At 61.6% G+C, this 14,058-nt stretch carries 13 protein-coding genes; 5 read left to right on the forward strand and 8 right to left on the reverse strand.

Annotation, left to right across the window (positions count from 1 at the left end):
• The first annotated feature begins 319 nt into the window (after positions 1-319).
• Both AC3YMN_RS16005 and AC3YMN_RS16010 read left to right on the forward strand, forming a co-directional pair.
• A complete protein-coding gene (locus tag AC3YMN_RS16005) occupies positions 320-2,398 on the forward strand; it encodes a hydantoinase/oxoprolinase family protein (protein WP_489890771.1) in 2,079 nt (692 codons plus the stop codon).
• A complete protein-coding gene (locus AC3YMN_RS16010) occupies positions 2,395-4,182 on the forward strand; it encodes a hydantoinase B/oxoprolinase family protein (protein WP_489890772.1) in 1,788 nt (595 codons plus the stop codon). The genes AC3YMN_RS16005 and AC3YMN_RS16010 overlap by 4 nt, the downstream gene beginning before the upstream one ends.
• A gap of 95 nt (positions 4,183-4,277) precedes the next feature.
• Here the strand turns inward: AC3YMN_RS16010 and AC3YMN_RS16015 are convergent, their stop codons facing one another.
• Positions 4,278-5,435, reverse strand: a complete 1,158-nt coding sequence (locus AC3YMN_RS16015) for an ABC transporter substrate-binding protein (RefSeq protein ID WP_127754432.1) — start codon at positions 5,433-5,435, stop codon at positions 4,278-4,280.
• An 11-nt stretch (positions 5,436-5,446) separates the two neighbouring features.
• Positions 5,447-6,445: a GntR family transcriptional regulator gene (locus AC3YMN_RS16020; protein WP_172125775.1), complete on the reverse strand. Its 999-nt coding sequence runs from the start codon at positions 6,443-6,445 to the stop codon at positions 5,447-5,449.
• A 147-nt stretch (positions 6,446-6,592) separates the two neighbouring features.
• On the opposite strand from AC3YMN_RS16020, the gene AC3YMN_RS16025 reads away from it, so the two are divergent.
• Positions 6,593-7,051 (forward strand): NUDIX hydrolase, encoded by a 459-nt coding sequence (locus AC3YMN_RS16025; protein ID WP_489890773.1) that lies wholly within the window; start codon positions 6,593-6,595, stop codon positions 7,049-7,051.
• 32 nt (positions 7,052-7,083) lie between these two features.
• On the opposite strand, the gene AC3YMN_RS16030 is transcribed toward AC3YMN_RS16025, so the two are convergent.
• From AC3YMN_RS16030 to AC3YMN_RS16040, 3 genes are all read right to left on the reverse strand, one after another.
• Complete coding sequence (locus tag AC3YMN_RS16030) at positions 7,084-7,674, reverse strand: DUF1989 domain-containing protein (protein WP_489890774.1); 591 nt, start codon at positions 7,672-7,674, stop codon at positions 7,084-7,086.
• Positions 7,674-8,372: a guanitoxin biosynthesis heme-dependent pre-guanitoxin N-hydroxylase GntA gene (gene gntA / locus AC3YMN_RS16035; RefSeq protein ID WP_489890775.1), complete on the reverse strand. Its 699-nt coding sequence runs from the start codon at positions 8,370-8,372 to the stop codon at positions 7,674-7,676. Before gntA ends, AC3YMN_RS16030 begins: the two co-directional genes overlap by 1 nt.
• A 223-nt stretch (positions 8,373-8,595) precedes the next feature.
• Positions 8,596-8,955: a winged helix-turn-helix transcriptional regulator gene (locus tag AC3YMN_RS16040; protein WP_489890776.1), complete on the reverse strand. Its 360-nt coding sequence runs from the start codon at positions 8,953-8,955 to the stop codon at positions 8,596-8,598.
• Between the two features lie 153 nt (positions 8,956-9,108).
• Between AC3YMN_RS16040 and AC3YMN_RS16045 the strand changes: the two genes are divergently transcribed.
• Positions 9,109-10,230 carry an alkene reductase gene (locus AC3YMN_RS16045; RefSeq protein ID WP_489890777.1) on the forward strand — a complete coding sequence of 374 codons (1,122 nt, stop codon included), beginning with the start codon at positions 9,109-9,111 and terminating at the stop codon, positions 10,228-10,230.
• Positions 10,231-10,386: 156 nt separating this feature from the next.
• On the opposite strand, the gene AC3YMN_RS16050 is transcribed toward AC3YMN_RS16045, so the two are convergent.
• A complete protein-coding gene (locus AC3YMN_RS16050; protein WP_489890778.1) occupies positions 10,387-11,280 on the reverse strand; it encodes a LysR family transcriptional regulator in 894 nt (297 codons plus the stop codon).
• A gap of 95 nt (positions 11,281-11,375) precedes the next feature.
• Between AC3YMN_RS16050 and AC3YMN_RS16055 the strand changes: the two genes are divergently transcribed.
• Positions 11,376-12,164, forward strand: coding sequence for an SDR family NAD(P)-dependent oxidoreductase (locus tag AC3YMN_RS16055; protein ID WP_489890779.1), 789 nt, complete (start codon positions 11,376-11,378; stop codon positions 12,162-12,164).
• A gap of 129 nt (positions 12,165-12,293) precedes the next feature.
• Here the strand turns inward: AC3YMN_RS16055 and AC3YMN_RS16060 are convergent, their stop codons facing one another.
• Both AC3YMN_RS16060 and AC3YMN_RS16065 read right to left on the reverse strand, forming a co-directional pair.
• Complete coding sequence (locus AC3YMN_RS16060; RefSeq protein WP_489890780.1) at positions 12,294-13,022, reverse strand: ATP-binding cassette domain-containing protein; 729 nt, start codon at positions 13,020-13,022, stop codon at positions 12,294-12,296.
• Positions 13,019-13,963, reverse strand: coding sequence for an ABC transporter permease (locus tag AC3YMN_RS16065; protein WP_489890879.1), 945 nt, complete (start codon positions 13,961-13,963; stop codon positions 13,019-13,021). The genes AC3YMN_RS16060 and AC3YMN_RS16065 overlap by 4 nt, the downstream gene beginning before the upstream one ends.
• Positions 13,964-14,058: the final 95 nt, after the last annotated feature.

Below are 14,058 nucleotides of genomic sequence, written 5' to 3' on the forward strand. Positions count from 1 at the left end.
CCGCAACATGTCGCCACGGGTATACATAGTCCATGATTGACAACCGCTTTCGCGGCGCTCGTCAACTGCGTTTCCGGTGTTTTTGGTTCGGTTGCCGCTGAAAATTAGCAGCTCGCCCAAGTGTTGCGCCCGCTGAACAACAATGCGGCACCGATTGCCTTCGCGGCGAGCAAAGTTCTGCGTGTTCTGCCAGGCGCCAGTGCTGTCTTTCCGAGAGTTGGGCGGCTTCTGATCAGCGGTGCAAAATCAACCAAGAGATTATGGACTATGCATCCACAGTACCGTAACGCTAAGGACGAATAGCCTTCCGGAGAATATGATGAAAACGATCGGCGTCGATGTCGGCGGCACCTTTACCGACCTGGTTTATTGCGACATGACCAGCGGAGACATCGCCATCCACAAGGTCTCCACCACGCCTGACGACCCCTCGCGCGGCGTGATGACGGGGATTACCGAGCTTTGTGCGGCGAACAATGTCGAGCCTTCCAGTATCGACTATGTGTTCCATGGCACCACCACCGCCACCAATTCGGTGTTGGAAAACAAGGGCGCTAAGGCCGGCCTCATCACCAATGAAGGCTTTCGCGACATCATCCATATCGGGCGCCACCAGCGCGTGGAGCATTATTCCATTATCCAGGAACTGCCCTGGCAGCACCGCCCGCTGGTGCGCCGGCAGCATCGCAAGACCGTCGGTGGGCGCCTGGTGCCCCCGACCGGCGCCGAGCTGGAGCCGCTGGATCGTGAGGGCGTGCGCCGTGCGGCCCAGGAGCTAAAGGCGGAGGGCGTCGAATCGGTCGCGATCTGCTTCCTGTTTTCCTATCTCAATCCCGCCCATGAGCTGGAAGCCAAGGCCATCGTCGAAGAGGTGATGCCTGGGGCGTTTGTCACCACTTCGTCGTTCATCTCCCCCCAGTTCCGCGAGTTCGAGCGCTTCACCACCGCTGCGCTCGCCGCCTTTATCGGCCCCAAGGTCGACCGCTATATCGACAATCTCGACAAGGCGCTGCGCGCCATCGGTGTGCAGGGAGATCTGCGCATCATGGCTTCCAATGGCGGGGTCGCCACCCCCAAGATGGTGGTGGAAAAGCCAACCCTGACCCTGCTGTCCGGCCTTGCCGCCGGTGTGCTGGGGGGCAAGTGGATCGGCGATCTCACCAGCCATGATCGCCTGATCACCTTCGATATCGGTGGCACCAGCGCCGATATCGGCATTATCGTCGATGGCGTGTTCTCGGAAACCGATGCGCGCTCCACCTCCATTGCCGGTTTTCCGCTGCTGACCCCGATGATCGACATCCACACCATTGGTGCGGGTGGTGGCTCCATCGCCCATATCGATCGGGGCGGCGCCTTCCGTGTCGGTCCGCAATCGGCTGGCGCCGTGCCGGGTCCCGCAGCCTATGGACGGGGCGGCACCGAGCCCACCGTGACCGACGCCAATCTGGTGCTGGGTCGCCTTGCCGCGCAGGATTTCCTTGGCGGTGGCATGACGCTCGATGAAGCGGCCTCGCGCAAAGTGGTAGGCGAGCTTTCCGAGCGCCTGGGCATGTCGATCAACGAGACGGCCGAAGGCATCCTCACCATCATCAATTCCAATATGGCCAATGCCATCCGCTCGCGCACCGTGCAAAAGGGCATCGACCCCCGCAGCTTCGCGCTGGTCGCCTTTGGCGGCGCCGGCCCGCTGCATGGCGTGGAAGTGGCGCGCATGCTCGACATCCCCGAAGTGATCGTGCCGCCATTCCCCGGCATCACCTCGGCCATGGGCCTGCTGACGACCGACCTCAAATATGACCTGACGCGCACGCAGTTCCAGGTCTCGGGCGCGGTCGATCTCGAGCGCATCAACAGCGATATCTCCGCTATGGAAGCTGAGCTCTCGGCACAGTTCGTCGCCGACAAGATCACCAGCGAAGACGTGTCGTTCCAGCGCATTGGTGACCTGCGCTATGTGGGGCAGGGCTATGAACTCAAGATCGCCTTCCCGGCTGGCGCCATCACCGAAGCAGGGCTCAACGAGACCTTTGAAGCCTTCCACCGCGCCCATGCGGCAGAATATGGGCACGCGTTCAAGGCAAGCCCCATTGAGATCGTCAATCTGCGGGTGAGCGGCATTGGCCGCATGCCCAAGATCGACAAGCTGCGCGCCCCCGCCAGCGGCAGCCTCGAGGAAGCGCTGGTGCGCACCGTGCCAAGCGTTTTCCGTGTTGGAGGCGAGCTCAAGACCTTTGACACGCCAGTTTATCGGCGCACCGCCTTGCCGGTCGGCCAGGCTTTCGAAGGTCCCGCCATTATCCTGCAAAAAGATTCCACCACCGTCATGCCGCCCGCGACCAGCGCCGTTGTGGAGGCTTCAGGCAGCATCATCATCACCCTGGGAGAGGCCAAATGAGCCAGAACCTCACCGAAACTCTCGTGGCCGCACCCACCCGCGTTGATCCTGTCACCGGCGCCGTGATCCAGGGCGCGCTCGAGAACATCGCCATCGAAATGGGTCACAAGCTCATGCGGATGAGCTATTCCTCCATTATCCGCGAGAGTGAAGATTTCGGCACCGCGCTGACCGACGCCACCGGCCGGCAGATGTGCGAATGCAAGATGTCGACCCCCCTGCAGTCAGGCCCGATCCCGGGCTATGTGCGCGGCATTCTCAAGCAGATGGAAGCACGGGGTGAAACGCTGCGCCCGGGCGACGTCATCATGCACAACGATCCCTATGGCGGCGCCAGCCACGGCCCCGATGTCGGCTTTGCTGTCCCGGTGTTTCTGGGCGAACAGCTGATCGGCTTTTCGGTCACCACAGCGCACCATCTCGATATCGGCGCGCTAACTCCGGGCAGCACCGGCATTGTGGATGCCGTCGATACTTATGCCGAGGGCCTGCAGTTCAAGGCCATCAAGGTGGTGGATGCCGGCAAGCGCAATGAAGCTGTCTGGTCGATCCTGCGCGACAATATCCGTGCTTCCGCCCTCGTTGTCGGGGACATGGAAGCCCAGGTGCAAACGGCGCAGATCGGCGCCGAACGGTTCCTCGACCTCGTCAACAAATACAGCCTCAAGACCGTCATGGACGCCTTTGAGGACCTGCTCGATTATTCCGAGCGGCTGATGCGCTCGGCCATCGCCGCGCTGCCAGACGGAGACTATTCCGCCAAAACCTTCATCGATGGCTTCCTTGACGACGCCGATCCCTCGCGCAAGGACCTGCCCATAGCCGTCACGCTCAAGGTGCGGGGCGACAGCATCACCGTTGATCTCACCGGTACCGCACCGCAACTACCCGACAAGCCCATCAACATGCCGCTGGTCGGAACCGTGGATATTTCCATCTGGCTGACGCTCCGCTCCATCCTTCTGGACAGCGTCACCTATGGCAGCATTCCGCAGAACGAGGGCCTCACCCGCCCCATCACCATTGTCGCCCCCCGCGGCACCCTCGCCAATCCGATTTTCCCAGCTCCGGTGATCGCCCGTTTTTGCCCCGGCAATGCCTTGGCCGACACCGTGATGAAGGCGCTGGCCCAAGCCGTGCCCCAACAGGTATCGGCCGGCATTGGCAATCTGCGCGTGGTCGCCTTTTCGGGCATGGAAGACGGCAAGCAGTGGGTTCATATGGAGATTTTGGAAGGCAGCTACGGCGGCCGATATGGCTCGGATGGCATGGACGCGGTGGATACGCTCTTTGCGAACACCCGCAACAATCCGATTGAAGATATCGAGTCGCATCTGCCGATCCGGGTTGATCGCTATGAGCTGCGCAACGACGCCACCGCTGCCGGCCGCACCCGTGGCGGCATTGGCACGGTGCGCGAGTTCACCTTCCTCGCCGATGGCGCATTTTCGGTGGAAGGGGATGGCCACAAATACCGGCCCTGGGGTTATGAGGGCGGCGAGGACGGCTATACCGCTTCGCTCAAGCTGATCCACCAGGCGGGCGGCGAAACCGACCTCGTTTCCAAGGTGCCCTATCACAAGATCAAGGCCGGCGATCACTTGATCTCGCGCGGCCCCAGCGGCGGCGGTTACGGCAATCCCTTCGAGCGCGATCCGCAGGCGGTGTTGTTCGACGTGTTGGAAGGGCTGGTTTCTGCCGAGGCCGCCGAACAGCATTACGGCGTCGCCATCTCCGGCAATGCCGTGGATGGGGCGCGCACCGAGCAGCTGCGCTCGGCCTAGCGCCCAAAGCGTTCCCGACCCGGGGCCAGCATTCGTGCTGGCCCCCGGAATCTGAGGCGGCAGTTCGGCACCCAGGGCCGGCTGTTGCCTCTTTTTTATGCCTCCAGAAACTCCCGCCAGCGGCGCACCAGATAGGTGTGCTCGTCCATAAAGGCGTTCCAGACCCGCACCCGCGCCATGCGTTCAAGATACGAGCCGCCTTCCCGGAGGTCGCCGGGTGCGATGCTGGGCTCTCCCGCCGGATTGGTCAGCACGGTCTCGGCCGGCTTGCCGGCATACCAGTAATCCCATTCCGGCCCGCTCAGATGGGGCCGCACCAGATCGGGCAGCACGAAGTAATAGCCCTGGCGGGTGGTGATGGCGCCGCCTTTGCCGTTCATCCACCAGTTGAGATAGGCATAGGCCGCTTCCAGCTGCTCGCCTTGCGCGGCTGCCGAAATGCACAGATCCACATGCCAGCCGCGAAAGCCCTCCTGCGGCACGGCCGAAACCACCGGCACGCCCTGGCTGCGCAGGGTGGCAAGGGCGGGCGAGAACATCGATTGCAGCACGGCCCCGCGGTGCATGGAACGGGCAGCCTCGTAGTGGTTGTTCCAGATAGTCTTGAAGTGACCCAGTTTCTTTTTGCGCAGCAGGATGTCCGCGACGATGTCGATCTCCTCGATGGAGAGATTGCCGACATCGGCAAAGCTCATCCCCTCGGAAGCCTCCACGGCAAGGGCTGCCTCGATCATGCCCAGCACGGGTTCGCTCATGATCGCGACCCGGCCATGCAGACGCTTGTCGAGCATCCAGCCCCAGCTATGGGGCGTGCCTTCTGGCCATTCCTTGAGGGCGGCCGGCAAAAAGGCAAAGGAATCGACGCCATGCTGCAGCGGCAGCATCACGATCTGGTCGGTGGGGGCAGGGCCGATAGCGCCCGATGGCTGCACAAAGAGCTGGTTGAACACCGACCCCAGGGCGCGGGCGTCGCTGCGGCGCGCCACCGCCTGGCTCTTGATCAGCTGACCATTACGTATGCGCTTGAGGTCGATGGCCTGAATGGCGCGGGCGGTCCAGATCAGATCCACCGTATGCCACTGGTGGTACACATCGAAGCTCTCGGGGGTAGTCACCACCCGCTGCAAACCCTTGACGCTGTCGATCAGCTCGAATTCCAGGTCGAAGGGCAGATCGCTCGCCGCTTGTTCCAGCACCGCGCGGGGGAGAACTTCGCTGCGGGCGATGATGCGGAGCTTGGGTCGTTGGGGCACGCAGGAACTCTTTAGTGAATGCGGGTGAGATAGGGCGCGATCGCGGCGGCATCAAACACCGAAAGCACTTTAAGCCGGGCCCGGGCTCGCGCATGGTCCGCATCGAGATGGTGGCGCAGCGCCATGGCTGCGCCAGCGCCATCGCCAAGCAGCAGATGATCAAACACCAGCGCGTGCTCGCGCAAAAGATTGGTTTCCTCGTGCAGCCCGATATAGGTCTCGAACAGGCGATTGATAACGAGCGACAGCTGCGACAGCTGCACCGCCCGCGCCAGCTGCTTGTTCCGGCCGGCCCGCAGCGCTTCCACATGCAGGTCCGCTTCGAGCTTGTCGAGCACGGCCTGGGTGAGGGGCACCGATCCCTCCAGCACCGCTGCGATATCGGCACGCGCTTTGCTCAGCATGCCGCTATCCAGATGCGGCTGCGCGGCGGCAATTGCTCCGGGCTCCAGCAGCCGGCGCACTTCATGGGCATCATCGAGCATGCGGGCGCTGAACGGGCCGGCAATCCAGTGGGAACTGCGATCCTTGTCTATCAGCCCTCGCGCATCGAGGCGCGAAAGCACGTCACGTACCACGGTGCGACTGACATCGAAATAGTCCCCGATCCCGGCCTCCGAAATCTGGAAAGTGCCGAAGGGAATGCAGTTCATGATGTCGGTCTCGACGGCCGCAAAGATGCGCTCCCAACTGGCTTGCCCCAGATTGCTCCCAAGTTCGGCTGGCAGGTCCAGCGCCAGGCCGTGCAGATTGGTGCGCGTCGTGCTTTCTCCAGCACCCCCGGCGCCGACCACATAGCCTTGCGAACTCAGCGGGGTGATCACCCCTTCAGCCGCCAACAGGTCCAAGGCCCGCTTTACGGGCGGGCGGCTCACGCCCAGCCGGTCGGCCACTGCCGAAACCAGCAGCCGGGTCCCAGCGGGTAACTTGCCCGTCCGGATATTGGCGTGAAGTGCCTCCCGAACGATCTGGTAATAAGGTTTGTTGTCGGCAGGTTGTGCTTTAGCCATCACTTCGAAACTGCACGACTAGGGCGGGCAAAAAAGGGGACGTGTATCTCGCAAGGCAACCCTACCGACACTGGTCCCGTTCGGAAATCGCTTCCGATGGGACTGAGCTCGTTTTAGCACAGCATTGACGACATGGGGGCGGCTTGCATGAAACCTGATCTCGTTCAGCGCCCTTCAGCGCGGCTCCTGGTTGTCGATCCCAGCGGTTGCGTGCTGTTGTTTCGCTTCGTGCACGGTTTGGGCGCGCTGGCCGGGCGAACTTTTTGGGCGACGCCGGGCGGCGCAGTGGACGGGGGCGAGAGCTTCGAACAGGCCGCCCGGCGCGAACTCGAGGAAGAAACTGGCCTGATCCTGGAGGTAGGGCTAGAGGTGGGCCAGCGCAGAACCACATTCCCCCTGGCCTCAGGCCAGATGGTGCAAGCCGATGAGCGATACTTCCTGGTTCGGGCGCCGAGCCAGGACATCTCGCGGCAAGGTTGGACCGATCTCGAGCGCGAGGTGATGGCGGAGCATCGCTGGTGGAGCCACAAGGAGCTTGCCACAACAAGCGAGCAGGTGTTTCCCGAGGACCTCCTCGACTATCTCCGGGCTGCCGGCATTGCTTGAGCCGGCCCTGGCACCGGCAAAAAATCCAACGATCAGCCGATGGAATAATGAATTGGCTTGAAGCTGCCGCCATTGCTGGCCGGCGCCGAGCATGCTGTGAGCCCGATGATGAGGTCCATCCGGGCCTGGAAGCGGATGAAGTCTCCCGCTTTGCTCAGTGGGGGCAGCACTTTGAATTTGCCCGTTACCCCATCCACCGGCACGTTCATGAAGCAATTAAAGGCCACGGGAATAGCGTCTTCGGCGATGCCATAGGGCATCAACGCGTGGTGCAGATTGCCATGGCAGCCCTGGTGGGGTGGCTCATTGTCGTAACACAGGCGAAAGGTTGCTTCGCTGCACGGGGTCAGCAGGAAATCGTGCCGGCCGACCGTGTCCTCGATGATGTCGAGCATCACGTTGGAACGGTTCGAATACAGCATATTGCCGGTGGTGAGATAGATGCTCTCGGCATAATCCAGGGTGCGGCCCGAGGAGATCATCTCGGCAGTATCGGCCCGGGAAATCGCCAACAGGTCCGCGACCTGGCCCCCCAGCGGATCGATAACGGTCAGGATCTGCCCCGCGCTGAGCTCGAAGGCCGTACCTGAGCGTGGCGCAATTTCGTTGATGCCAAGGTCCATCAGGAATGCTCCGTTTCGCCCAAAGGGTCGGCCGCGGCTGGAATTTCCTCGCGATGATAAGGACAGCTCCAGCCATCGGGCACTTTGCGGCCGCTATATTGCCTGGCTTCGGAAACGGTGCCGTGGCGAGCCAGCATTGGGTTGATGCTGCCCGCAAGTTCCAGATCACGCTCCAGGATCGAGCCGCGCAGCTTCTCGTAGCGGTTCTGCGCGCGCAAGGCTTCGAACTGATCATGCAGGTTGAAGATCATGGTCGGATAAGCAAAGCGGCGGGCCGGGCGGCTCGCCCCGGGATGCAGGCCCACCACAAAGAACCCCTGGCCGCCGAAACTCAGCGAAAAATGCGGATCATCGGGATCTGCACTGACGCGTGGGTCCGATGTTTGTCCGCGCCAGCTGTCCTTTGCGGTCAGAGACTGGATCCGCTCCCACATGTGCCGCTCGAACCGCGCTTCATCAAGGTCATCAGGGCCCTCGAAGATCACCGCAAAGCTCGTAAACAGCGTGGGATGTTCTTGATAGCGCCAGGCGAACCGCATGAGCTGGTCCTGGATTTCGACATCGTTCCAGGCGCTGTCGAGGCTGCGAGCCACATAAGTGGTCAACTGGTCTTTTCCCAAGGCGGACTTGGCGCCAACGCAGGGAAAGGATGGATCCCGGATAAACTCTTCCAAGGCACGTTCAGAGTCGAAAAGCATGAGCCCACGGCATTTGATGCAACTATGCAGCTAAGGCTTGTGTCGCGATCGCGTTCCATCACAAGCCAGAACGCAACCAAACTCGTGCGAAGGGAAACACTTGAATACCGGCAGCTCCGGCCCCTTCCCACCCCGAAGTGGCCGGTCGGCAGCCGACCTCCAGTCGGCCATCGGTCTTGCGCTGGATAGGGGGTAGGGCGGTCATCGCCAGAACACCCACCGATTATGCCGCGTCTGCCGCAAGTGTCCGCTTCTGTACGATAACCGAGATTTCACCGTCATGCTGTGTTCCCCATTCACACAGCGGAGCCAGAACACGAGCCAAGCTCTGGCCAAACTCGGTCAGTTCGTATTCGACATGCGGGGGGACCGTCCGGAAATCAATGCGGCGAATAATGCCGTCATTGGTCAGTTCCTTGAGATGCTGGATCAGCATCTTCTCGCTCACATTGGTGACAAGGCCGCGCAACTGTCCTGTACGCTTCGGGCCACTGGCAAGATGGAACAGGATAAGCGGCTTCCACTTGCCGCCCAGAATTTCCAGCACCGCTTCCAGGCCGCATCTGAACTTGGTTTGGGTCATCTCTTCCCCCGCCTACCCATACTTACTAAAAGGTCGGTACTTGTCTCTAGGTGCGCACGGTTATAGCTAGGTTGAGCAATGATGTCGACGGGCATCGTCCTCCTCCAGAAGCCCGATCCGCGGTTGGCGCTTCGCCTTGCCCCATGAGCGAACATGACCGAGTTAAACCCTGTCCTTTTGCGCCCAATCCGTTTGGGCGATCTCGAACTCCCCAACCGCATTGTGATGGCGCCAATGACCCGTGCGCGGACCAACAATCCTGAACTGGTCCCCAATGCGCTTCAAGCCCAGTACTACGCCCAGCGCGCTTCGGCGGGCCTCATTCTGACCGAGGGGACCTGGCCCAGCCGCGATGGGGTGGGCTTCATAAATGTACCCGGACTTTACACGCACCAGCAGGCCGAAGGCTGGCGTCGCGTCACCGATGCCGTTCATGAAGCAGGCGGGCGGATTTTCGTCCAGCTCGGTCATACCGGCCCTTCCTCGCACCCTGATATGCTGGACGGCGCACTGCCGCTCGCTCCATCGGCGGTGAACCCTGGTGTGCAGACGTTTACCAATGCCGGCTTTCAGGAAACCGTAACGCCCAGAGCCATGGACCTCAGCGATATCGCCCGCACGGTGGACGACTTTGCCAACTCCACTCGTTTGGCGCAGATTGCCGGTTTCGATGGAGTTGAACTGCATGGCATCAGCACCTTTCTAATCCCGGCCTTCCTCTACGAAACCCTCAATTTCAGAACGGATGGCTATGGCGGCTCGGTCGAAAACCGGGCGCGGCTCCCGCTGGAAATTATCGACGCCCTGGCCGATGCCTGGGCTCCTGGTCGCGTTGGCATCAAGCTCAGCCCAGGCTTGACTGGCGTCGGCAAGTTCGTTGCGGGAGCGGAAACCCTGAAGACCTTTGAGCATCTGGTTAGCCAGCTGTCAGAGCGCAATCTGGCCTACTTGCACCTCATGAACCCGATCAGCAATCTGGCAGGCACGCCGGTGGAAGCTCTTGGAGCCGATATTGCCAAGCATTTCCGGCCCCTTTACTCCGGCCCGCTGATCGCCAATGGCGGCTATAGCTTCGAGACCGGCAATGCTTTGATCAACAATGGCTTTGCCGATGCCATTGCCTTTGGCGCTGCGTTTATCTCCAACCCGGACCTGGTAGAACGCTTCGCTACAGGGGCAAGCCTGAGCCCGAGTGATCGCGAAACCTATTATGGCGGCGGAGCCGCTGGATATGTCGATCACCCCAGGGCTGCCGAAGCTGCCGTGGCTGTGTGATCGGGCTGTTACACCCCAAGGATTGGCGGGCCTGCTGACCCGCCAATCATTAACCGTGCGGCCCGCCAGATGCGAAAGCCTACTGTGCTGGAGGTCGATCAAAACGCCCTCAAGCTTGCCCGTGCTGGCAGGGGTATTGGCCTCTTTTCCATCCACTCAGGGGCGGTAACGCAGCATGTCGATCAGGGCGACCAGTGCGGGGGTCCGTTGCCGCCGCGATGGATAGTAAAGATGATAGCCCGGCGAAGGCGGGCACCAATCCTCGAGACACCGCACGAGCCGCCCGCTGCTGAGATGATCGGCCACTTGATCCTCGAAAACATAAGCCAGCCCGTATCCGGCCAAAGCGGCTGCCTCCAGAGTGTCCCCGTCGTTGACCACGAGGGTGCCGTCCACCGTGACGTCGAGGGGGCGCCCGCCTTGCGAAAAGTGCCACCTGGCGATGTTTCCAGCGCTCGCCATGCGGAAGTTGATGCAGTCGTGGCGGGCGAGATCCCAGGGGTCCTTGGGAACCCGATAGCGGGCGAAATAGTCCGGTGTCGCCACGACCGCAGCGCGGGCGTCCGGCCCGATCGGCACCGCCACCATGTCCTGTTCAACCTGGCGGCCAAACCGGATCCCGGCATCAAAACCGCCGGCGACGATATCGGCAAAGGCGTCGTCGGCGAATATCTCAACCTTCACTCTGGGATAAGCCATCCGGAACGCCTCGAGGGCTGGCAGGACCAGGGACTTGGCGGGATAGCGGATGGTCGTCAGGCGGATGGTGCCGGATGGCGTATCGCTTAACCCCGCGAGCGCCTCGATCTCTGCTTCAAGCCCGGCGAGTGCCGGTCTAAGGGTGTCGAGCAAGCGCTGCCCCGCCTCGGTGGCCCGAACGCTGCGCGTTGTGCGCGCCAAAAGCCTGAAGCCAAGGCGTTGCTCAAGCTTGCTGATCGTTTGACTGAGCGTCGCTTGCGACAAGCCAAGGCGCTTGGCGCCCCGCGTAAAGCTCTGCTCTTCGGCGACAGCCTGGAAGGCAAGGAGGTCGCTCAAGTCCTGGCGTCTCATCTATCGGCCCAGCCAACGAACCCTATCAGATTTATCAGCCTAATGCAGAAGCCAATTCGGGTCTATCTCCTCGGCATCAACCTTGGAGATCAATCATGTCCCTTTCCAGCACTGCTCTTGTTACCGGAGCGTCCTCCGGCATCGGAGCTGCCTATGCGCGCCGATTAGCAGCCCGTGGGCACGACCTCATCCTTGTCGCGCGCCGCGCCGAACGGCTCGAGCAGTTGGCCGCCGAACTCATCAGCAGCTACGGCATCAGCGCACGACCACTGGTTGCCGACCTCGCCACCGATGACGGCATCACACGGGTGGCCGAAGTTCTGGCGTCCGATACGTCTATAGACATGCTGGTCAACAATGCAGGCCTGACCCACATCGGGGGCACGGCCGAGCTGTCGGCCGAGGGGATCAGCACCATGTTGTCGCTGAACGTGTCCGCGCTGACGCGTCTCACTCACGCCGCCCTGCCTGGCTTCATTGCCCGCAACCGCGGCACCATCATCAATATCAGCTCGGTCCTGGCATTCCGGGCTTTGCCCCTCTCCTCCATCTATGCCGGAACCAAGGCTTTCGTCTTGCTGTTCACGAGCGGACTGCAGCAGGAGCTCAGGGACACAGCCATCCAGGTGCAGGCAGTGCTGCCCGCCGGTGTCGCCACCGAGATTTACGATGGCTCGATCATGCCGCTCGACCAAATCCCGGCAGAACTGATCATGAGCGCAGATACGATGGTCGACGCGGCTCTGGCCGGTCTGGATAGCGGCGAAGATGTCACCTTGCCGTCAGTGGCGGACATCGAGCTCTGGCATCGATACGCCGCAACCTCCCAAGCACTGTTCGCCGCCAGTCAAACCGGCTCCCCCGCGCCTCGTTACCGCGTGTAACAGGACCGCAGTCAGCTGTCGTTCAGAACCCGTTCATCTTGCAGGCAGAATTGCGGCAAAGTGGCTCGGCACCGAGGGGGCAGGGGGTGGTCCCGGTCTTTTTCGATGAAACGGCAGGCAGCGGAATACTCATGTCAGCACCACGTGCTGCGTCAGTTCCTCGATGGTGGTGTCGGCCTTCGCCACGTCACAAACCTTGGTGCCGTGGCTCATGATCACGAAGCGATCACAGACCTGATAGGCGTGGTAGAGGTTGTGGGTCACGAGCACGCTCGAGACCCCTTCTGTCTTGAGCTTGAGCACCTGATGCAGGAGGGCTTCGGTTTCACGCACGGAAAGCGCCGAGGTGGGCTCATCGAGGAGAAGAACCCGCCGTTTGAAGAACACGGCGCGAGCAATTGCGACCGCTTGTTTCTGGCCGCCCGAGAGATCGCCCACCAGCTTGTCGGGACTGTCGATACCCGAAATATGCACGGCGCTTTCAAGCACTTGCATGGCAATCTCGCGCATGCGTTTGAGGTCAAGAAACCCAAAGCGGTCAGTGAGTTCACGTCCCAGAAAGATGTTGCGTGAGATGGACAGGCAATCCACCAGAGCGGTGTTCTGGTAAATGGTTTCGATGCCCGCCTCAGCGGAATCGCGCCGGCAGGTAAAGTCGTGCCGCTGCCCCTCCACCGAGATATAACCCGAACTCGGCTGGTGGATGCCCGAGATCATGTTGACCGTGGTCGACTTGCCCGCGCCATTATCGCCAAGCAGGCCCACAACCTCACTATGCCCGACTTCAAAGCTGAGATCGGTCAGCGCCTTGAGGGGTCCAAAGGACTTGTTGATATTGTGCAGGGCCAACAGGCTCATATGGAAGCTCCCCGGCGATCGAGCCCATGGTTGAAGATCGAGGCCACCACGATCAGCGTGGCGATGAACATGTCGAGATAAAAGCCAGGCGCGCGCATCAGCAGCAGCACGTCGGTAATGGTGAAGATCAGCATCACCCCGAGGAACATGCCCAGGATTGAGCCGCGTCCACCGCGTAGGGATAGCCCACCGATGACGCAAGCGGCGATCGCCTGCAGCTCCAGCCCGGCTCCCTGTCCCGGTTGCACGCTACCAACGCGGGTGGTCGCGAGGATACCGGCAAAAGCGGCCATGAAGCCGGCAAGGGCGAAGGCCATCAGCTTGACCCGGGCGGTGTTGACGCCGATCGCTGTTGCTGCCGAGCGATTGCCGCCTGTCGCGAACACATGATTGCCGAAACGGTGCCGGTGCAGCATGGCCCAGAACACCAGGCAGAGCCCGACAAACCAGATAAATGCGGCGTTGATGCCGAGTGCTGTGCCGCCAAACATGGCCTGGAACACCGGATTGGGATCAAAGCGCACCTGCACGGCGCCGTTGATCAGCAGCACCGCGCCCCGCCAGAACAACAAGCCACCAAGGGTAACAATAAAGGATGGCAGATTGAAGCGCAGCGTCAGCGCTCCATTGCCCAACCCGATCGCAGCACCGACCAGCAGGCCGACAGGGGCGGCAAGAAAGGCGTCCACGCCATGGCCCACCAGCACCGCCATGACCACGGCAGTTAACGTGTAGACCGAACCGATGGATAGATCGAACTCCCCGGCGATCATCAGCACACCGGCGCCAAGCGCCAGGCAACCCAGTACAGGGACTGAGCGCATCATGATGCCCATGTTCTGCGGCGACAGGTAGCGGAAGGTGTCAGGGAACAAAAGCCCGGCGATGATGCAGGCGAGTTGCACGACAACAAACACCAGCAGGATCGCACCTGCAGGCATCGACAGCAAATCGTGCAGCCACGTCGCTGCCGTCCGCCTCGGCACAAGGGCGCGAGCAGGGGAAAGTTCGGTCACGGTGATATCCAGTTCTGAAG

Source organism: Devosia sp. Z11_6 (assembly GCF_058133665.1).